At 74.2% G+C, this 20,967-nt stretch carries 14 protein-coding genes; 11 read left to right on the top strand and 3 right to left on the bottom strand.

From position 1 onward, the window contains the following. The first annotated feature begins 288 nt into the window (after positions 1–288). The 4 genes from ACZ4XD_RS30905 to ACZ4XD_RS30890 are packed head-to-tail and all read left to right on the top strand — an operon-like array spanning position 289 to position 7,209. Positions 289–1,416, top strand: a complete 1,128-nt coding sequence (locus ACZ4XD_RS30905; protein ID WP_468047474.1) for a glycosyltransferase family 4 protein — start codon at positions 289–291, stop codon at positions 1,414–1,416. Further along, a complete protein-coding gene (locus ACZ4XD_RS30900) occupies positions 1,413–2,642 on the top strand; it encodes a glycosyltransferase (RefSeq protein ID WP_468047472.1) in 1,230 nt (409 codons plus the stop codon). Before ACZ4XD_RS30905 ends, ACZ4XD_RS30900 begins: the two co-directional genes overlap by 4 nt. After that, positions 2,639–3,598 (top strand): SGNH/GDSL hydrolase family protein, encoded by a 960-nt coding sequence (locus tag ACZ4XD_RS30895; protein WP_468047490.1) that lies wholly within the window; start codon positions 2,639–2,641, stop codon positions 3,596–3,598. Before ACZ4XD_RS30900 ends, ACZ4XD_RS30895 begins: the two co-directional genes overlap by 4 nt. Then, complete coding sequence (locus tag ACZ4XD_RS30890; protein WP_468047470.1) at positions 3,595–7,209, top strand: hydantoinase B/oxoprolinase family protein; 3,615 nt, start codon at positions 3,595–3,597, stop codon at positions 7,207–7,209. Before ACZ4XD_RS30895 ends, ACZ4XD_RS30890 begins: the two co-directional genes overlap by 4 nt. A 26-nt stretch (positions 7,210–7,235) precedes the next feature. Here the strand turns inward: ACZ4XD_RS30890 and ACZ4XD_RS30885 are convergent, their stop codons facing one another. Genes ACZ4XD_RS30885 through ACZ4XD_RS30875 form a run of 3 tightly spaced genes read right to left on the bottom strand, consistent with a single transcriptional unit; the run spans position 7,236 to position 9,516 of the window. Continuing rightward, positions 7,236–8,099 carry a 5-oxoprolinase subunit C family protein gene (locus tag ACZ4XD_RS30885; RefSeq protein WP_468047468.1) on the bottom strand — a complete coding sequence of 288 codons (864 nt, stop codon included), beginning with the start codon at positions 8,097–8,099 and terminating at the stop codon, positions 7,236–7,238. After that, positions 8,099–8,719: a 5-oxoprolinase subunit PxpB gene (pxpB, locus tag ACZ4XD_RS30880; protein WP_468047466.1), complete on the bottom strand. Its 621-nt coding sequence runs from the start codon at positions 8,717–8,719 to the stop codon at positions 8,099–8,101. The genes ACZ4XD_RS30885 and pxpB overlap by 1 nt, the downstream gene beginning before the upstream one ends. Beyond that, on the bottom strand, positions 8,716–9,516 hold the full coding sequence (locus ACZ4XD_RS30875; RefSeq protein WP_468047464.1) for a LamB/YcsF family protein: 801 nt from the start codon (positions 9,514–9,516) through the stop codon (positions 8,716–8,718). Before ACZ4XD_RS30875 ends, pxpB begins: the two co-directional genes overlap by 4 nt. A 198-nt stretch (positions 9,517–9,714) precedes the next feature. Between ACZ4XD_RS30875 and ACZ4XD_RS30870 the strand changes: the two genes are divergently transcribed. The 7 genes from ACZ4XD_RS30870 to ACZ4XD_RS30840 all read left to right on the top strand — a co-directional run bounded on the left by ACZ4XD_RS30870 (position 9,715) and on the right by ACZ4XD_RS30840 (position 20,949). Further along, the gene (locus ACZ4XD_RS30870) at positions 9,715–10,458 is read left to right on the top strand and encodes a GntR family transcriptional regulator (RefSeq protein WP_468047462.1); all 744 of its coding nucleotides are present in this window, start codon (positions 9,715–9,717) and stop codon (positions 10,456–10,458) included. 158 nt (positions 10,459–10,616) lie between these two features. Next, a complete protein-coding gene (locus ACZ4XD_RS30865; RefSeq protein WP_468047460.1) occupies positions 10,617–11,327 on the top strand; it encodes a DUF969 domain-containing protein in 711 nt (236 codons plus the stop codon). Then, positions 11,324–12,292 (top strand): DUF979 domain-containing protein, encoded by a 969-nt coding sequence (locus ACZ4XD_RS30860; RefSeq protein ID WP_468047458.1) that lies wholly within the window; start codon positions 11,324–11,326, stop codon positions 12,290–12,292. Before ACZ4XD_RS30865 ends, ACZ4XD_RS30860 begins: the two co-directional genes overlap by 4 nt. 89 nt (positions 12,293–12,381) lie before the next feature. Further along, positions 12,382–13,026, top strand: a complete 645-nt coding sequence (gene pcp, locus ACZ4XD_RS30855; protein ID WP_468047456.1) for a pyroglutamyl-peptidase I — start codon at positions 12,382–12,384, stop codon at positions 13,024–13,026. Positions 13,027–13,207: 181 nt separating this feature from the next. Further along, positions 13,208–14,731 carry a hypothetical protein gene (locus tag ACZ4XD_RS30850; RefSeq protein ID WP_078886050.1) on the top strand — a complete coding sequence of 508 codons (1,524 nt, stop codon included), beginning with the start codon at positions 13,208–13,210 and terminating at the stop codon, positions 14,729–14,731. A 136-nt stretch (positions 14,732–14,867) separates the two neighbouring features. Continuing rightward, on the top strand, positions 14,868–15,953 hold the full coding sequence (locus tag ACZ4XD_RS30845) for a hypothetical protein (protein ID WP_468047454.1): 1,086 nt from the start codon (positions 14,868–14,870) through the stop codon (positions 15,951–15,953). A 316-nt stretch (positions 15,954–16,269) separates the two neighbouring features. Further along, positions 16,270–20,949, top strand: a complete 4,680-nt coding sequence (locus tag ACZ4XD_RS30840) for a coiled-coil domain-containing protein (protein ID WP_468047452.1) — start codon at positions 16,270–16,272, stop codon at positions 20,947–20,949. The last annotated feature ends 18 nt before the right edge of the window (positions 20,950–20,967 follow it).

Here is a 20,967-nt window from a genome sequence, read left to right as displayed (position 1 = left end):
TGTGGGGTTTCTCCCCCCCAACCACCCCCCCCCCCCCCCCCCCCCCCCCCCCCCCCCGCGGAGGCCCGTCACCGCACCCCGACAGCCCCGCGCAGCGGCAACGCCCGCCGCGTGGGGGTACCTCCCACGCCCTTCAGGCAGTGGGGGAGCAACGGCGGGGGCACCGCGCAGCGGGCAACAGACGGCGAGCAACCACCACGGCGGGCCAGCCGAAAACGTGGGAAGACGTTCTCCGGCAGGAAAGATCCCTTTGGCTCCCTCCACGCACGGTGCGCCGACAACAGCCGTATGCGTGTCGTCCTCGTCACCGAATCCTTCCCGCCCGATGTCAACGGCGTTTCCCATTGCGCCCTGCAAACCGCCCGGCACCTCGTCCGGCGTGGCCACGATCCGCTCGTCATCGCGCCGCTCGGTGGCGCTTCGGCGGCCGCCGATACGGACGAGAGTCCCTGCCCCGTCGTCCGGGTGCCTTCCATGCCGCTGCCCGGTTATCCGCAGGTGCGGATCGCGCTCCCGGGGCGACGGCTGTCCGCGGCGCTCGACGGGCACCGCCCTGACCTGGTGCACCTGGCCAGTCCCTTCGTCCTCGGCGCCCGCGGGATGGCGGCCGCCGCCCGTCGGCAGGTGCCCGCGATCGCCGTCTACCAGACCGATCTGGGCCGCTATGCCCGCACCTACCTCGGCGGGGGCGCGGCCACGGCCTGGCGGCGCATCCGGGCGGTGCATGCCGCCGCCGACCGCACCCTCGCGCCGTCCAGTGCGGCACTGCTGGACCTGACCGAGCACGGCGTGCCGCGGGTCCACCTCTGGCCGCGCGGTGTCGACTCCGAGCGGTTCCACCCGGGGCGGCGTGACGCGGTGCTGCGCAGCTCGCTGACCGCGGGGCGGGAGCTGCTGGTGGGGTACGTGGGGCGGCTGGCGCCGGAGAAGGACGTCCGGCTGCTGGCCGAGACCTCGCGGCTGCCGGGCGTCCGCACCGTCGTCATCGGCGACGGCCCCAGCGCCGCCGGGCTGCGCACCGCGCTGCCGGAGGTCCGCTTCCTCGGCCGCCGCACCGGGGATGAACTCGCGCGCCTGTATGCGTCGTTGGACGTCTTCGTCCATACCGGGCCGTACGAGACGTTCTGCCAGACCGTGCAGGAGGCGATGGCCTCCGGTGTGCCGGTGGTGGCGCCCCGGGCGGGCGGCCCGCTGGACCTGGTGGATCACGGCCGTACGGGGCTGCTGGTGACGCCCGGCGACGGCGGGGCGTTCCGGGACGCGGTGCGCTTCCTCGCGGGCAGTGCCGAGTTGCGGGTCCGGTTCGGCACCGCGGCCCGCCGCGCCGTCGCTGACCGCTCCTGGGAGGCGGTCGGCGACCAGCTGCTGGGGCACTACGAGGCCGTGCTCAGCGACCGTCCGGCGGTGGCGGCATGACCGCGCGACGCACCACCGGGACGGGTCTGCGGATCGTCCGGATCGCCAACTTCGTCACCCCGGCCTCCGGCGGGCTGCGCACCGCGCTGCGCGAACTCGGCGCGGGCTACCGGGCCGCCGGGCACGAGCCGGTGCTCATCGTGCCGGGACCGCCGGGGGCGGACGGGGCGGCCGGGCTCCGCGACGAACGCACCGCACAGGGCCGGGTGATCACCGTGCCGGGGCCGGAGCTGCCAGGCAGCGGCGGCTACCGCATGCTGACCGACCGCCGCCGGCTGGAGCGGCTGCTGCACTCACTGGCCCCCGACCGACTGGAGGTCTCCGACCGTACGACGCTGCGCTGGACGGGGGAGTGGGCGCGCCGGGCGCGGGTGCCCGCGGTGATGGTCTCCCACGAGAGCGTGGACGGGGTGCTGCGCACCTGGGGCGTGCCGCAGCCGCTCGCCCGTGCGGCCGCGGACCGGCTCAACCGCCGTACGGCGCACGCCTACAGCCGGGTCGTGTGCACCACCGAGTGGGCGGCGGCGGAGTTCGTCCGGGCCGGCGCCCGCAATGTGGTGCGTGCGCCGCTCGGTGTCGATCTCGCGGCCTGGCACCCGGACTGCCGCAGCGCCGAGCTGCGGCGGCAGTGCGCGGGACGGGCGGAGGTCCTGCTGCTGCTCTGCTCCCGGCTGTCGCAGGAGAAGCGGCCGGGCCGGGCCCTGGACGCGCTGGCGGAGCTGCGGCGGCGCGGGGTCGACGCGGCGCTGGTGGTCGCCGGTGACGGGCCGCTGCGGGCGCGGCTGGAGGTCCGGGCGCGGACCGAGCGGCTGCCCGTGGCGTTCCTCGGGCATCTCGCCGACCGCTCCCGGCTCGCCGCGCTCCAGGCCGGCGCCGACCTCGCGCTGGCGCCCGGCCCGGCCGAGACCTTCGGACTGGCGGCCCTGGAGGCGCTCGCCTGTGGCACCCCGGTGGTGGCCAGTGCGGCCTCCGCGCTGGCGAGCCTGGTCGGCAGCGGCGGGGACACGGCGCTCGACGACGGGCCGTCCTTCGCCGACGCGGTCCAGCGGGTGCTGGCCCGGCCGGCGCCCGCCCGGCGCGCCGCCGCCCGCCGGCGGGCCGAGGGCTATGGCTGGCAGCCCGCCGTCGACGCCTTCCTGGCGGCGCACGACGCGCCCGTACCGGCCGGCCGGGCGCTCGCCGCCGCGGCCGTACCGCACCCGGCGCGGCCGTTGGGCGGGTGGTGACGATGGCCTCCGAGGGGGTGGTGATACCGGCGCAGGTGCCGGGCGGTGGGTGTGCCCCGGCCCCGGGCTGCTTTGTCGCGCTCGGTGATTCGCTGACCGAGGGGCTCGGCGACCCGGTCCCGGGCGGCGGCTGGCGTGGCTGGGCCGCGCTGCTGGCCGAGGCGCTGGGCGAGCGGCCCGGGAGCGTCCCGCTGGTGAAGCTGGCGCGGAGCGGGGCGCTGGCCGCCGATGTCGCCGAACGGCAGCTGCCCGTGGCCCGGTCGCTCCGGCCGCGCTTCGCCTCACTGCTCGTCGGGGCGAACGACACCCTGCGTGCCGCCTTCGCCATCGAGCGGGTGGCGGCCGCGCTGGACCGGGCGCACGGCGCGCTGAGTGCCGACGGGGCCGTGGTGCTGACGGCCTGTCTGCCCGATCCGGGCCGGATGCTGGGGCTGCCCGCGCCGCTGGCCCGCCCGCTGGGGCGCCGGATGCGCGCCGTGAACACCGTCGTCCACGCGGTGTCCGCCCGCTACGAGGGCGTGCATCTGCACCTCGCCGAGTACCCCTGGGTCACCGAACGCGCCTCCTGGAGCGTGGACCGGCTGCACCCCAGTGAGCGCGGCCACCGGCTGCTGGCCCGTGGCTTCCACACGGCGCTCGCCACCGTCGGCCTGCCCGTCGGACCGCCGCCCGCGCTCACCCTCGACGGGCCCGCGCCGACCCGTGCCGGAGCCGCGCTGTGGATGGCGACCCGGGGCACCCGTTGGGTCGCCGACCGGTGCACGGATCTGCTGCCCGGGCTGCTCGGTCTGGCGGTCCAGGAGTGCCGGCACGGCCTGGCCGGCTCCGGGCGTCTGCTGGACGCCGCGGCCGAGCACGCCACCCGCTCCGCACTCGCCGCGCTGACCCGGCCGAACGGCGCGGGCACCGGCAAAGACACCGGGACGGCGAGGGGCGCTGCGACAATGGCGGGGTGACCGGACGCTGGGAGTTCTGGATCGACCGCGGTGGCACGTTCACGGACGTCGTCGGCAGGCGGCCGGACGGGCGGCTGGCCACCACCAAGCTGCTCTCGCACCATCCGGAGCGCTATCGGGACGCCGCGGTGGCCGGCATCCGGCTGATGCTGGGGCTCGGCCCGGACGAACCGGTGCCCGCCGACCGGGTGTCGGTCGTCAAGATGGGCACCACCGTCGCCACCAACGCCCTGCTGGAGCGCACGGGCGAACCGACGGTGCTGCTGATCACCGAAGGTTTCCGGGACGCGCTGCGGATCGCCTACCAGAACCGGCCGCGAATCTTCGACCGGCGGATCCTGCTGCCCGAGGCGCTCTACGACCGGGTGATCGAGGTGCCGGAGCGGATCGGCGCACAGGGCGGGCTGGTCCGGCCGCTGGACGTGGACGAGGTCCGCCGGGCGCTGGTCCGGGCCCGCGCGGACGGTCTGCGCAGCGCCGCCGTCGTCCTGCTGCACGGCTACCGCCACGCCGACCACGAGCGGGCGGTCGCCGAGCTGGCCCGGCGCGCCGGCTTCGCCCAGGTCAGCTGCTCGCACGAGGTCAGCCCGCTGATGAAGCTGGTGCCGCGCGGCGACACCACCGTCGTCGACGCCTATCTCTCGCCGATCCTGGGCCGCTATGTCGACGAGATCGCTGCCCAACTCCCCGGCATTCGGCTGATGTTCATGCAGTCCAACGGGGGGCTGCGGCAGGCCGCGCACTTCCGCGGCAAGGACGCGGTGCTGTCCGGGCCCGCGGGCGGTGTCGTCGGCATGGTCCGGACGTCCGCCGAGGCCGGCGACGGGTACGGCCGGGTGATCGGCTTCGACATGGGCGGCACCTCCACCGATGTGTCGCACTACGCCGGTGAGTTCGAGCGGGTCTTCGGCAACGAGGTCGCGGGCGTACGGATGCGTGCCCCCATGATGAACATCCACACCGTCGCGGCCGGCGGCGGCTCCGTGCTCCACTTCGACGGCCGCCGCTACCGGGTCGGCCCCGACTCGGCCGGCGCGGACCCCGGGCCGGCCTGCTACCGGCGCGGCGGCCCGCTCACCGTCACCGACGCCAACGTCATGCTCGGCCGTATCCAGCCCGCGCACTTCCCGTCGGTGTTCGGGCCGGACGGTGACCAGCCGCTGGACGCCGAGGTGGTCCGTACCCGCTTCACGGAACTGGCCGCGCGGGCCGCCGCCGAGGCCGGGGACGACCGCGGACCCGAGGAGGTCGCGGCCGGCTTCCTGGACATCGCGGTGCTCAACATGGCCAACGCCGTCAAGAAGATCTCCGTCCAGCGCGGCCGCGACATCACCCGCTACGCCCTCACCAGCTTCGGCGGCGCCGGCGGCCAGCACGCCTGCGCGGTCGCCGACGCGCTGGGCATCGACACGGTGCTCGTCCCGCCGCTGGCCGGGGTGCTCTCCGCGTACGGCATCGGGGTCGCCGACGCCACCGCGATGCGTGAGCAGGCCGTCGAGGCGGAGTTCACCGACCCCGGGGCCGTCGGCCGGGTCCAGGAGGTGTGCGACACCCTCGCCGCGCAGACCCGGCGCGAACTCCTCGACGACGGGGTGCCGGACGACTCCGTCAGCACCCGCGCCCGGGTGCTGATCCGCTACGCCGGGACCGACTCCACCCTCGGCGTCCCGCTGGCCGACGCGGACACCATGGCCGCGGAGTTCGTCCGGGCACATCGCGAGCGCTACGCCTTCACCATGGACAAGCCCCTGGTGGCCGAGGCGGTGTCGGTCGAGGCGCTGGGAGCGGCCGGCGGCGCCGGTGACTATGAGACGCAACCCGGAAGCAGGGGAGGGGAGTTGACCCCGACCGCGACGATCCGGATGTACACCGAAGGCCGCTGGCAGGACACCGGCCTCTACCGGCGCACCGACCTGAGCCCCGGTGACACCCTCACCGGCCCGGCCGTCATCGCCGAGGAGGACGCGACCACGGTCCTCGACCCGGACTGGCAGGCCGCCATGGGCGACCGCGGACATCTCACCCTGAGCCGGACCCGGCCGCGCACCGGCCGGGCGGCGGTCGGCACGGCGGCCGACCCGGTGATGCTGGAGGTCTTCAACAGCCTCTTCATGGCGATCGCCGAGCAGATGGGCGTCCGCCTGGAGAACACCGCACACTCCGTCAACATCAAGGAGCGCCTCGACTTCTCCTGTGCGCTCTTCGACGCCGACGGCAATCTGATCGCCAACGCCCCGCACATTCCCGTGCACCTGGGCTCGATGGGGGAGTCCATCAAGGAGGTGCTCCGGCGCCGCGGTGACGACATGCGGCCCGGTGATGTGTATGCGATCAACGATCCGTACCACGGGGGCACTCATCTCCCCGACGTCACTGTCGTCACTCCCGTCTTCGACCCCGACGGGGAGACCCTGCTGTTCCTGGTGGCCTCCCGCGGCCACCACGCCGAGATCGGCGGCATCACCCCGGGCTCGATGCCGGCCTTCAGCAGCACCATCCAGGAGGAGGGCATCCTCTTCGACAACTGGCTGCTGGTGCGCGACGGTGAACTGCGCGAGCGCGCGACCCGCGACCTGCTCGCCGCCGGCCCGTACCCCTCCCGCGCGCCGGACGCCAACCTCGCCGATCTCCGCGCCCAGATCGCCGCCAACGAGAAGGGCATCCAGGAACTCCGGCGGATGACCGAGCAGTTCGGCCTGGACGTCGTACGGGCCTATATGGGGCACGTCCAGGACAACGCCGAGGAATCGGTCCGGCGGATCATCGCCGGGCTGTCGGACGGCAGCTACCGCTACGAAACCGACAGCGGCGCCGAGATCCATGTGGCGCTGACCGTCGACCGCGCCGCCCGCAGTGCCGTACTGGACTTCGCCGGCACCTCACCCCAGCAGCCCGGCAACGCGAACGCGCCCAGCTCCGTGGTGATGGCGGCCGTGCTGTACGTCTTCCGCACCCTGGTCGCCGACGACATCCCGCTCAACAGCGGCTGCCTCAAGCCCGTGGAGGTCCGCATCCCGGAGGGCTCGATGCTCGCCCCCGTCTTCCCGGCGGCCACCGTCGCGGGCAATGTGGAGACCTCCCAGGCGGTCACCGGCGCGCTCTACGCCGCGCTCGGCGTCCAGGCCGAGGGCTCGGGCACCATGAACAACCTCACCTTCGGCAATGACCGGGTGCAGTACTACGAGACCGTCGCCAGCGGTGCGGGCGCCGGCGACGGCTTCGACGGCGCGGATGCCGTACAGACCCATATGACCAACTCCCGGCTGACCGACCCCGAAGTACTGGAGTGGCGCTACCCCGTCCGCGTCGACGGTTTCGCCATCCGCTCCGGCAGCGGCGGCCGGGGCCGCTGGCACGGCGGCTGCGGCGTCGAGCGCCGGCTGCGCTTCCTGGAGCCGATGACCATCGCCGTGCTGACCAACCACCGCCGGGTCGCCCCCTACGGCATGGCGGGCGGCGCGCCCGGTGCGCTGGGCGTCAACTCCATCGAGCGGGCGGACGGTACGCACGAGGACCTGGCGGGGTGTGACGCGGCGGACGTCGGCGTGGACGATGTGCTGGTGCTGCGCACCCCGGGCGGCGGGGGATACGGGACACCGGACGGTGGCTGAGCGGCGTACGGCGGGCCGGGGGCTCGTCAGCGCAGGCGCAGGAAGCGCACCGGTGTGCCCGGTACCGCCTGGGCCGCGGGGGCCAGACAGCGCTCGGGGACGACACCGATGACCGGGTAGCCGCCGGTCGTGGGGTGGTCGTGGAGGAAGAGGACCGGCAGGCCGTTGGGCGGGACCTGGAGGGCGCCCAGGGGCATGCCCTCGCTGGGGAGTTCACCGCTGCGGGCGCGCTCCAGGGGCGGCCCCTCGGTGCGCAGACCGATGCGGTTGCTGGCGGGGGAGACCCGGAAGCGTCCGGTGGTGAGGGTGCGCAGCCCGGTCTCGGTGAACCAGGCGTCGCGCGGGCCGGGCAGGAACGGCAGCAGGAGTTCCGGCACCGGGCCGGGGTGCGGGACGGCATCGGCGCGGGCCGGCGGGCCGTGCGGGGCGCCCAGCGGGAGGACCGCGCCGTCGCTGAGCGGGTCCGGGCCCAGGCCGGAGAGCAGATCGGCGGCCCGGCTGCCGAGGACCGGTTCGGTGTCGACGCCCCCGGCGAAGGCGAGATACGAGCGCAGACCGTGGGTGGCGGGCCCCACGTCCAGGAGGGCGCCCGCCGGCACCCGGAAGGGGGCGCCCCAGGGGGCGGGGCGGCCGTCCACGGTCACCGGGCAGGGGGCGCCCGTGACGGCGACGGTGGTGGCCGTACGCATCCGTACGGCGCAGCCCGTGAGCGTGGTCTCCAGGGTGGCGGCGGATCCGGGGTTGCCCACCAGGCGGTTGGCGAGCCGGTGGGCGGGCGCGTCGAGGGCGCCGGCCCGCGGCACCCCCAGGTGAGCGTGTCCGGGCCTGCCGAGGTCCTGAACGGTGGTGAGCGCACCGGCCCGGACGACCGAGAAGGCGCGGTCGGTCATCAGGCGGTCTCCTGCGGGACGAAGCGGACGCGGGTGCCGGGGGAGAGCAGCGCCGCCGGTTCGCGGCGCGGGTCCCACAGCACGGTGTCGGTGGTGCCGATCAGCTGCCAGCCGCCGGGGGAGGAGCGCGGATAGACCCCGGTGTACGGGCCCGCGAGGGCGACCGAGCCGACCGGGACCTTGGTACGGGGCGTGTCCCGGCGCGGTACGTGCAGCGGCTCGGGCAGACCTGTCAGATAGCCGAACCCGGGCGCGAAACCGCAGAAGGCGACATGGAATTCGGTGGCGGAGTGCCGCCGTACCACCTCGTCGGGGGTGACGCCCCACAGGGCGGCGACATCGGCGAGGTCGGGGCCGTCGTAGCGGACCGGGATCTCCACGGTGGGCCGGTCGCCGGCGGTGAGCGGCGGAATGTCCCAGGTGGCCAGTTCGGCGAGGAGGCCACGCGGGTCGGCGAGGCCGTCGAGGAGCACCGTACGGGCGGCCGGCACGATCTCGCGCAGCGGCGGCAGGTCGCCGTCGGCGGCCCGGCGCAGCAGTTCGGCGTGCAGCGCCTCGACCTCCTCGGCGCTGTCCAGCTCGATGAGCAGCCCGTGTTCACCGACCGGCAGCGGCCTCATACGAAGCTCCGTACGTGGACGCCGCTCGCGGTCAGTTCGGACCGGACGCGCCGGGCGAGTTCTGCGGCCCCGGGGGTGTCGCCGTGCAGACACAGCGAACGGGCCGGGACGGCCACCCGCCGGCCGTCGCGGGCGGTGACGGCGCGGTCGCGGGCCATGCCGAGGGCGCGCTTGACGACTTCGTCGGGGTCGTGGATCACCGCGCCCGGTTCACGGCGCGGTACCAGGGTGCCCTCGGGGGTGTAGGCACGGTCCGCGAACGCCTCTTCCACGACCGGGAGTTGGGCCCGCGCGGCGGCCTCGTGCAGCCGGGAGCCGGGCAGCCCGAGGACCGGCAGGCCGCCGCCCGCGGCGCGGATGCCGTCCACGACGGCGCGGGCCTGCTCCTCGTCGTGCACACAGCGGTTGTAGAGGGCGCCATGCGGTTTGACGTAGCCGACGCGGGCACCGGCGGCGCGCGCGAAGACCTCCAAGGCGCCGATCTGGTAGGTGATCTCGGCGGCCAGCTCGTCCGGCGGGACCTCCATCGCGCGGCGGCCGAAGCCGGCCAGATCGCGGTAGGAGACCTGGGCGCCGATGACCACACCGCGCTCGGCGGCCAGTTCGCACACCCGGCGCATCGTGGCCGGGTCGCCGGCGTGGAAGCCGCAGGCGACATTGGCGCTGGTGACGACGGAGAGCAGCGCCTCGTCGTCGGTGAGCTGCCAGCGGCCGAAGCCCTCGCCGAGGTCGGCGTTGAGGTCGATGACGGGGGGACCGCCCATGCTCTCGATGGCTCCCTCGCTGCGCTCGCTCATGTACGTCCGCTCCAGAGGTGCTCGGGGCCGGCCGGCGTCGGGGACAACGTAAGGGATTGTTCAACGATCCGACAAGGGGTGGATGCGCGCTGGTCGAGGGTGCGTTGTTTTGTCCCCTCATCTGGGATTGACTCTCGCTGCATGACACCGGGGCGGCCCGAACCCGCCGCCCGGTACGGCGCGAGAGCGGGGAGCGGAATGGCCGGCGGAGTGGCGAAGAGCGATCAGGGGCGGCTCACCGAGGTCGCGGGCCTGGAGCGGGACCGCCCCCTGCTGGGCCGCTCCAGTACGGCCGAACGGGTCGCCGACATCCTGCGTGACCGGATCGCCGAGGGCTACTTCCCGCCCGGTGCCCGGCTCTCGGAGGAGAGCATCGGCGGAGCGCTGGGCGTCTCGCGCAACACCCTGCGGGAGGCGTTCCGGCTGCTGACCCATGAGCGGCTGCTGGTGCACGAACTCAACCGCGGGGTCTTCGTCCGGGTGGTGACGGTCGAGGACCTGGAGGACATCTACCGGGTGCGCATCCTCGTGGAGTGCGCGGCGGTACGGGGGCTGGGGCAGGGGCCGTACGACGCCGGGGTCACCGAGGCCGTCGCGGCGATCGAAGCCGCTGTACGGGCCGGTGAGACCGCCTCGGCGGACCGGGAGTGGCAGGCGCTCTCGACCGCCAACATCCGCTTTCACCAGGGCATCGTGGCCCTGGCGGGCAGTCCGCGCACGGACGAGCTGATGCGGGGCGTGCTCGCGGAACTCCGGCTGGTCTTCCATGTCATGGCCGACCCCCGGCGCTTCCATGCGCCCTATTTGACCCGTAATCGCCAGATCGCCGAGGCGCTCCAGGCGGGCGATGCCGCCGAGGCCGAGCGGCTGCTGCGGTCCTACCTGGAGGATTCGCGCAGTCAGCTGTCAGGGGCGTACGCGCAGCGCATCGCGGAGGGGTGAGCGGCGGGGGAGCCGCCCCTGAGGGTCGCTCCGGGAAGCGCCGCGGATCCGTTGCTGCACAACCCTTGTCGGATCGTTGAACAATCCCATAGCCTCCGCTGCAATCTGTTCATCTCCTCACGGGCCCTGTGGGGTCCCCGTACGCGGAAGGCGGATCCATGATCGTGCTCCTCGGCGTGCTCGTGGTCGTGATCGGCTTCGCCACGAAGCGCAATCCCTTGCTGGTCGTAGGGGTGGCCGGCATCGCGACCGGCCTCCTCGGAGGGCTGTCACCGGGCAAGGTGCTCGCCGCGTTCGGCAACGGCTTCGCCGGCAGCCGGGCGGTGACGATCTTCGCGATCACCCTCCCGGTCATCGGCCTCCTGGAGCGCTACGGCCTCCAGGAACAGGCCCGTAACCTCATCGCCCGGTTCGCCAGGCTCACCACGGGCCGCTTCCTCGCGCTCTACCTCGGTCTGCGGCAGATCGGTGCGGCGGTCGGACTGACCAATGTCTTCGGTCACGCCCAGACCGTCCGCCCGCTCGCCGTCCCGATGGCCGAGGGTGCGGCCGAGCGCAAATTCGGCCAACTCCCGGAACGGACCCGGGAGAAGGTCCGGTCGTTCTCCGCCAGCGCGGACAACGTCGGCCTCTTCTTCGGGGAGGACGTCTTCCTCGCCGTCGGCTCGATCCTGCTGATCACCGGCTTCGTCAACACCACCTACGACACCCATCTCGAACCGCTTCAGCTCGCGCTGTGGGCGATACCCACCGCGGTGTGCGCCTTCGTGGTCCACGGCTGGCGACTGCTGCGCCTGGACCGCCGGTTGGAACGCGAACTGCTCACCGCCCACGTCCACGACAACGCCGTAGTGGAGGCCGCCAAGTGATCAAGGCAGAGTGGTTCTACTGGCTGGTGGGCCTCAGCTTCCTGGTGATGGCGGCCCAGATGGTCGCCGACCGCAGCAACCCCAAGCGCTTCGGTACCGGCGCCTTCTGGGGCCTGATCGGCGCCGGCTTCATCTACAGCAGCTGGGTCGTCGCCAAGCAGGCACCGGCCGAGCCCCTGGGCGTCGCGGTGCTGGTCATGGCCTGTCTGGCCGGCTTCGGCTGCACCGGACGCGGCACCCCGCGCACGACCACCGCCGAGCAGCGCGTCGCGAGCGCCGCCAAGCTCGGCAACCGGCTGTTCGTCCCGGCGCTCACCATTCCGGTCGTCGCGATGGCCTGCGCCATCGGCGTCAAGCACCTGTCCTTCGGGGGCGAACCGGTCCTCGAAGAGGGCAGCGAGACCATCCTGGGCCTGGGCATCGGAGCCGTCGTCGCCCTCGTCGTCGGCATGGTCATCCTCCGGGAGAAGCGGGTCTCGGTGCCCGTGCAGTCCGGCCGTTCCATGCTGGAGGCGATGGGCTGGGCCATGCTGCTGCCGCAGATGCTGGCCACCCTGGGCGCCATCTTCCAGGTCTCCGGCGTCGGCGACCAGGTCGGCAAGCTCACCACGTCCGTCCTGCCCGAGGACTCGCTCTACATCGCGGTCGTCGTCTACTGCGTGGGAATGTTCGCTTTCACCATGATCATGGGCAACGCCTTCGCGGCCTTCCCCGTGATGACCGCGGCCGTCGGCTGGCCCGTGCTGGTCGGGCACTTCGACGGCAACGCCCCCGCCGTGCTGGCCATCGGCATGCTCGCCGGCTTCTGCGGCACCCTCGTGACGCCCATGGCCGCCAACTTCAACATCGTCCCGGCGGCGCTGCTGGAACTGAAGGACCAGTACGGGCCCATCAAGGCGCAGCTGCCCACCGCGGGTGTACTGCTCGGCTGCAACATCGTGATCATGGCGCTGTTCGCCTTCTGAGCCGGGCCCCGGGTGCCGCCGCTCCGCCGGGCGGTACCCCCGGGGCCCGGTCCGCTCCGTCCCCCCACCCTCGCACCAAGGATGACCGTATGACCCGGGTACTGCTGACCGGATTCGCCCCTTTCGAGGGGGAAACCCTCAACCCCTCCTGGCAGGCCGTCCGCGCCGCCGCGGCCGAACCGCCGGCCGGCATCGAGGCGTCCGCCATCGAACTGCCCTGTGTCTACGGAGCCTCGATCGCGGTACTGCGCGCCGCGATCGAGGAGGTCCGCCCCGAGATAGTGGTGTGCGTCGGCCAAGCGGGCGGCCGGCCCGACATCACCGTGGAACGCCTCGCCGTCAACGTCGACGACGCCCGGATCCCCGATGCCTCGGGCGCCGAACCGATCGATGAGGCGATCGTGCCCGGGGGCCCCGCCGCGTACTTCTCCACCCTGCCGATCAAGGCCTGTGTGGCGGCCGTCCGCGCCGCCGGACTGCCCGCCTCCGTCTCCAACACCGCGGGCACCTTCGTCTGCAACCACGTCTTCTACGGCCTCGCCCATCTCATCGCCACCGAACTGCCCGGTGTACGCGGCGGATTCGTGCACGTCCCCTACGCACCGGAGCAGGTCGTCGACCGCTCCCAGCCGTCGCTCCCGTCCGAGGCCGTCACCCGGGCCCTGCACGAAATCGCCCTCACCGCCGCGCGCACCCGCACCGACATCCGCGTCGCCGGAGGCGCCACCCACTGAGACCGGCACCGGCGCCCCTCCGGGACCTGGCGGCCGGCTCTCGCAGGCCACGCCGTAGACTGTCGCGTCGGTCCGGGAGTGGTCCGCGACCGGTCCGTCAACGGATTCACCTGCGGTTCCACCCATGAACGGATCCGCGCCGTTTCGTCCGTTGTCAGTGCGAGCGCCTACTCTGTGCGACGTGACTTTTTCCGCCCCGGGGGCTGCTGCGCCCCAGCTCAACGGCCCTCACCGGCCTGCGCCGGGCCCGGCCGCCGACGAAGGCCTGGCCCGTCGGCTGCGTGCCCTGGCATGCACCGCGCCGCTGCACGATCTCGATGTGCGCAAGGCCAACCTCGCGGGCGAGTACGGCGTCTACGCCATGGCGGAGGTGGCGCTCGCCGTCATCGACCTCGTCACCCTCAACATGGACTTCGACACCGGCGCCGACCACGAGGAAATAGTGGCGAAGGTGCTCCCCCGGGTCGCCGCCCAGGCCCCCCGCCGTCCCGCGGGCGAGCATGAGCGGGTCGCCCGCTGGGTGCTGGAGAATCTGATCAACGTCGGCAGCGTGGACCGCGGCTTCCGCGCCGTCTACGGCACCTTCAACACCGAGGGCGAGTACGTCCGCCGCGACTACGACTTCAAGCTCATCGAAGAGGTGCCCGGCGGCGGTGGCAGCGTCTACCTCCGGGCCACCGACGAAGCGGTCAACGTCCTGGTCGGCGCGCTCGACACGGACGTCACCAGCGCCCAGATCGCCGCCGAGGTCAAGCTGGAGGTGCTGATCAACCGCGGCCGGCTGGCCGACGCCCAGCTCGCCGCCGAACAGGCCCGCTACCGCACCGTGCAGTACGCGGAGACGCTCCGCAGGACCCTGGACGCCACCCGCCGCAACGTCCGCGCCGTGGACTGGCTGGAGACCGTCCCCGACATGATCACCGAGGCGCTGGACCACGTCGCGGACCGCTATCGCCACGAGAACGCCATCCTGACGAACATCCGCAAGGCCCGCGACGAGACCGAGGAGCCCGAGCACAAGCGGCGGGCCGCCGAGCTCGTCGACATCGTCAAGGACTGCATCCGCCGCCACACCCAGCTCCAGTCCCGGCTGCTGGAGGCGGGGCCGCTGTTCCGCGCCGAGCAGGACCGGCAGGCCTTCGCCACCCCCGTCGCCCGCGCCGGACTCGACCTCTACGGCCAGTTGGTCGCCCCCCTGCTGCCGCTCCCCGCCGAGCAGGCCATCCGCGTCACCGACGCCTTCTTCGCCAAGGGCACGGGACTGCGCACCCCGACGGCCGCGCGCATAGGGGACCTCGTCGAGATGCTGCTCACCCCGCCCATGGAGCGGGAGCACCTCGGTGCCGAGATGCCCGAGCCCGACCTGGTGGCCACCCCCGACGACAGCCGCTTCAGCGAGGCCCAGCTCGACGCCGCGATGGCGCTGCTCGACCTGCCCGCCGACGCGCCCCGCAGGCTCTCCGGCCTGCTCGCCGAGGCGCGCCGCAGCGATCCCGAACTCCCCTACCTCGTTGCCCTGCTGGCCGTACACGCCGCCAGCCCGCCCGTCGGCACGGCCTACCGCCAGGGCGAACAACAGCTGCTGTTCGCCGTCGACGACGGCACGGAGCTGATAGACCCCGAGTTCGGCGGCGCCGACCTCATCGTCGGCACGGCGCTGCTGGACTCCGCCGGCATGGCCGCGGACCGCTCGGAGGTGGCCTGATGCCCCGCGCCCAGGATGAGCGGCCGGAGAACGGCGGGGCGCGGCCGGTCCGACAGGGCCGCGGCGCGCCGGGCGGCCGTCCGCCGTCGCACCGGCCCGAGATGTCCCCGACCGTCCCTCGCAAGGAGCTTGTTCCGTGACCCAGTACGACGAGACGCCGCAGCCGGACCCGGCGTCCGGGGCCGGCGAGCCGGGCTGGGGTGCGCCCACCGCCGACGCCGATATGGGCGCGGCGGGACCCTCCCCCAAGCTCTCGGATTCGCTCGAGCAGGGGGGACCCCCATCCAAGCCCTCGGCTTCGCTCGAGCAGGGGGGACCCCCATCCAAGCCCTCGGCTTCGTTCCCGTTCCCGCCTTCGGCCGAGCGGGGGGACCGCCAGGAGCCGCCGAGCTCCCACCCCCTGACCCCCGCCGATGCCGCCGACGCCGCGCGGCTGGTCTCCTTCGGCCTCCAGCCGAAGCTGCTGCCCGCCCGCGACGCCGAATACGGCGAACTCCTGCGCCGCTACCGGGACGACCCGGCCTTCGCCCGGCTCGCCGACGCCGTCGCCACCGGCCTCGGCCTGGTCGTCCTGGAGGTGTCCACCCGCGCCGGGATGGCCGTCACCGCCGACGAGGACTCCGTCTTCGCCGTACGGATGGGCGACTACGCCCGCCGTGCCTCCGCCGACTCCGCCGACCGCTTCCTGCACGGCCTGGCCCATCTGGCGGTCGCCGCGCTGGCCTTCCCGCGTCCGGAGGACCTCGCCGACGACGGCTACATCGGCCGGATCACGGTCAACGGCGTCGACGCCTTCGTCCGGCAGGCATGCCGCCGGCTGGAGGAGCGTGCCGAACAGGAGGGCGAGAACACCGACCCGGCCACCGACGCCCCCGGCCTGGAGTCCGCCTGGCGCATCTACGCCCGGCGCAGTGCGACCGGCGCCACCAAGGACGCCCGACGGCTGGCCGGTTCGACCACCGGCATCATCGCCAAGGCCGTCACCTTCCTCGTCGACTCCGGCTTCCTCCAGCGCACCGGTGACGACGCCGGCGGCGCCTACCGCACCACCGCCCGCTATCAGCTCCAGGTCCGTGACATGGCCGGTAGCGCCGCCATGGCCGAACTCCTGGAGCTGGGCATCGTCCCCGTCACCGACGGCAGCGCCGCCCTGCTGCCGGGCGAGGACACCGACGACCTCGCCCTGGTCGCCGACGCCGGACTGCCGTTCCACTCGGGCTGAGGGGGCATTCGACTGCTGATGCCCCGGCGGCCGTCCGGACCGCCTGGTGATCATTCCGCCCCCGACCGCCGCACGACCGAGGCTTCCCCTACTCCCGAACCGATCCCCGACCGTCGCACGACCGAGGCTCCCCCCACCCCCGAACCCACCCCCGCCCCCTCCCCCGAAGGGGGAGAGGGGGAGGGGGCGGGGGAGCGCCGCCGCCCCTCCCGCCCTCGCCGACCTGCCCGCCCTCCCTGACCTCCCTGCCCCTCCCGCCCCTTCCTGCCCCTCCCCGCCTTCCCGCCCCTCCCGACCACGACAACGAGAGTCCGCCATGTACGAGCTGTCCCGGGTCCGCCTCTACTCCATCGGGCCCGCCGGTGCGCGCTATGCCAACACCGTCATGGACCTGCGCGGAGTCGGTGCGCCCGTACCCCAACCGGCCCCGGCCCAGGCGGACTTCTTCGAGGACGAACCGGTCGGCCCGCCGCGCCGGCCGGCGCCCGCGGGCGTGCTCTTCCTGGAGAACGGCGGCGGCAAGTCCGTCCTGCTCAAGCTGATCTTCTCGGTGATGTTGCCCGGCCACCGCAACACCCTGGGCGGCGCCAGCTCCGGCGTGCTGCGCAAGTTCCTGCTCGCCGACGACTGCGGCCATGTCGCCCTGGAGTGGCAGCACGTCCTCACCGGCGAGAGCGTGGTCGTCGGCAAGGTCAGCGAGTGGCGTGGGCGGCAGGTCTCCAACGACCCGCGGAAGTTCGCCGAGGCGTGGTACAGCTTCCGGCCCGGCCCCGGTATGAGCCTGGATTCGCTCCCGGTCGCCGAGGCCACCGTCGTCCGCCCGCGTCAGGAGAGCGGCGAGGGCAGCTCCGGCGCCCAGGGCCGCCGCCGTACGATGAAGGGCTTCCGCGACATCCTCACCGAGGCCGGGAAGAACTACCCCAATCTGGATGTCGTCTGGGAAGAGATCCACGAGCGCTGGAACGAGCACCTCGGTGAGCTGGGCCTGGACCCGGAGCTCTTCCGTTACCAGCGGGAGATGAACGCCGACGAGGGTGAGGCGGCCGGCCTCTTCGCGGTCAAGAACGACTCGGACTTCACCGACCTGCTGCTGCGTGCCGTCACGGACACCCGCGACACCGACGGGCTCGCCGATCTGGTGCACGGCTTCGCCCACAAGCTCGGCCGGCGCGCCGAACTCACCGCCGAACGGGACTTCACGGCCGGCTCCCTCGATCTGCTCTCGCGCATCGCCGACGCCGCCGAGCAGCGTGAACGCGCCCGCGAGGTGCATGCGGGAGCCGAGCGCCGCACCCGCGGCCTCGCCCAGCGGCTGCACGCCAGGGGCACCGAGGAGCGCGGCCGCGCCGCCGAACTCGCCGAGCAGGTCGCCGCCGCCGCACACCGCGTCACCGACGCCGAGCGGGTCCGCGAGCGCCGCTCCCTGGTCTCCGCCGAACTCGCCTACCGGCACGCCTCGCTGGCGCTGGCCGCCGCGGAGAAGGGCGCCGCCGCCCAGCGCCGGGAGCTCAACGACGCCCGTACGCTGCACAGCGCCTGGCAGGCCGCCGAGACCGCACTGCGGCACCGTGCCGCCGCGGACCGCTCCGCCCGGGTCGCCGCCGCCATCCGTGAGGCCGAGCGGGACGCCGCGCCCGCGCTCGCCGCCCGTGCCACCGCCGCCGCCGACCTGGTCCGCGCGCTGCACACGGCGGCCGAGGCCGGTGAACGGGTCGCCAATGAGGAGGAGGAACGCTCCGCCGCCCTCCAGGAGGCCGGCGAGTCGGCACACCGCGACGCCACCAGCGCCGCCACCCACGCCCAGCGCGCCCGCAGCGAGGCCGAGCACCTCAAGCAGCGGCTCTCCGAGGTCGCCGAGGAGACCGCCGAGGCCGTCCGGGCCGGCTGGCTGGACGACAGTGCCCCCGACGCCGACCCGGCCCGTGCCGCGCTCGCCGCCTCGGACGCGGAGAAGACCGCCGTCGAGGCCTGGGACTCGGCCCGCGAAACCGCCGGGCAGGCCACCGACCGCGCCCGTGCGGCCACCGCCCGGCACTCCACCGCCGAGCTGGCGGCGGCCCGTGCCGAGGACGCCGCCGAGGCCGCCGAGCGCGCCTACGAGGCCGAGCGCCGGGCCGCCGAGTCCATCGGCGCCGAGCAGCGGCTCGCCGACCTCCTCGGCCTCCCGCAGTCCGAGGCCAAGTCCGTGCCCGGCCCCCGTACGGCCACGTCCGGTACGGACCCGGGCGCCGCACGCCGTCCCACCGCGGGCCCGCTGACCGCCGAGGAGCTGGACCGCAACGCCGACGAGCTGCGCGAGCTGCTGGAGGAGGGCGTCGCCGGCGCCGAACGGCAGCTGTTCGACCTGCGTACGGCCGCGGCCGACGACGCCCGGATCCTGGGCGCGCTGGGCGACGGCGGTCTGCTGCCCCCGGGGCCCGATGTGCTGGCAGCCGTGGAGTATCTCGGTGAGCACGGCGTGCCCGCGCTGCCGGGCTGGCGCTATCTTGCCCAGTCCGTCGACCCCGCCGACCACACCCGGGTGCTGGCCGCCCGCCCCGAGCTGGTCGACGGCGTGATCATCACGGACCCGGAGACCCATGCGCGGGCCCGTGAGGTGCTCGCCCAGGCCGCGTTGCTGCCGCGCTCGGCCGTCGCGGTCGGCACCGCCGCCGCGCTGCTCGCGCCCACCCCCGCGCCCGACGAGCGGGAGACCGGCGTCTTCCTCGTCCCGCCGAACCCGGCGATGCACGACGAGTCCGCCGCCGACGAGGAGCGCCAGGCGCTGCGGGCGCGCGCCATAGAGCGTGACGAGGAGATCCGGGCGCTGGCCGCCCGGCTCGCCGGGGACCGTGCGCTGGCCGCCCGGCTCGGGTCGTGGCGTACGGGCTGCCCGGCCGGCCGGCTCGGTGAACTGGCCGCCGCCGCGCAGGAGACCCGGACGGCGGCGGAGGAGGCCGCGGCGGAGCTGGCCGAGGCCCGTGCCGCGCGTGCCGAGACGGATGAGGCCGCGGCCGAGGCCACCCGGGTGCGCGACGAGCGCCAGGAGGCCGCGCAGCGTGCCCGCCGCGCCGCCGATCTGCTGGCCGGGCTCGCCCACCGGCTGCGGGAGCGCGCCTCCTGGCAGTCCCGGATGCGGGAACTCGCGGACGAGGCGGCCGAGTTCGAGGCCCGTGCCGAGGAGTGTGTGGACCGCGCGCGGGCCGCCGACGAGGACCGCCGGGCGGCCCAGCGCGCCGCCGATGACGCCCGTCGTACCGCCCGCGCGCTGCGTGCCGAGCGTGCCGAGATCGCGGGTGTCCCGGACGACCTGGGGGAGGCCCCCGAGGGGGCGAGCGCTTCGCTGCCCGCGCTGCGCGAGGCCTACCGCGCCGCCTCCCAGCTCTACGAGAAGGTCGGCGTCGGCGCCGATCTGCGTGCCGAACAGGCCCGTGCCGAGGGCGATGAGAGCGCCGCCCTGGCCGAGCTGAACCGTCTCACCAACAAGGTCCGCACCCGCGCCGAGGCGCTCCTGGAGAGCCCGGACGCCGCCGACGGCCCGTCCCGGCAGGCCGCCGCGGCGCGCGCCGAGTCGCTGGTGCACATGCTGGAGACCCGTGCCTCGGCGGCCAGTGAACAGCTGGGCCGGCTGCGCGGTGAGGCCGAGCGGCTCGCCCCCACGGACGGCGAGGCGCACACCGAGCTGCCCGAGGAGCTGGTGCCCGCGGACGCCGACCGTGCCAAGGAGCTGCTGCGCACCGCGGCGGGCGAACTGGCCACCGCCACCGAGGCGTTGACGGCCGCCCGCGACCGGCACGAGGAGCTGCTGCGCGGCCACCGCGCCGCCGAGGACGCGGCCGGCGGCTTCGACGAGACCGCCGCTCTGCTGCGCGATCTGCTCCGTGACCACCAGGATGCCGAGGACCCGGCGGACGGGCGGATCGAGGCGTACGCCGGACAGCTGGCGGACGCCCGGCAGGCCGCCGCCGAGTCCCGCCGCTCACTGCGCGGCTGCGCCGCCGATCTGTCCACCGCCGAGTCCGCGGTGCGCGAGGCGAGCGACATCCTCGTACGGCACGCCAACTCCACCCGCTACGAACAGGTCCGCACCCCCGCCCGGCAGCAGATCCGCGAACTGCCCGCCTCGGCCCTCCCGGACCACGCCGCCAAGTGGGCGGAGGCGTTCGCGCCCCGGCTGCGGGTGCTCACCGACGAGCTGGAGCAGCTGGAGCGCAACCGCGACTCCATCGTCGACCGGCTGCGCGGGCTGGTCGAGTCGTCGCTGACGACGCTGCGCTCCGCCCAGCGGCTGTCACGGCTGCCCGAGGGGCTGGGGGAGTGGTCCGGGCAGGAGTTCCTGCGGATCCGGTTCGAGGACCCCGACCAGGCCACGCTCACCGAGCGGCTCGGCGAGGTGATCGACGAGGCGACCCGGGCGGCCGTGAAGAAGAACAGCGACCTGCGGCGGGACGGGATGTCCCTGCTGCTGCGCGGGGTCAGTGCGGCGCTCCAGCCGCGCGGGGTGGCCGTGGAGATCCTCAAGCCGGATGCGGTGCTGCGTGCCGAGCGGGTGCCGGTCGGGCAGATGGGCGATGTCTTCTCCGGCGGCCAGCTGCTGACCGCCGCCATCGCGCTCTACTGCACGATGGCGGCGCTGCGCAGCAACGACCGGGGCCGCGACAAGCAGCGGCACGCCGGCACGCTGTTCCTGGACAACCCCATCGGCCGCGCCAACGCGACCTATCTGCTGGAGCTCCAGCGCGCCGTCGCCGATGCGCTGGGCGTCCAGCTGCTGTACACCACCGGCCTGTTCGACACCACCGCGCTCGCGGAGTTCCCGCTGGTCATCCGGCTGCGTAACGACGCGGATCTGCGGGCCGGGCTGAAGTACATCAGCGTCGAGGAGCATCTGCGGCCGGGCCTGCCGCAGCCGGACCCGTCCGGCGAGGCGGTGCACGGACAGATCACGGCGACGCGGATGTACCGCCGTCCGGAGGACCCGGCTCCCGAGGAGCCGGCGGACCCGGCCGGCGGGTGACCGGCGGCGCAGGGGGCC

The sequence above is a fragment of the Streptomyces sp. NPDC029466 genome (genome assembly GCF_055574515.1).
This window is presented reverse-complemented; position numbering and strand designations above follow the sequence as displayed.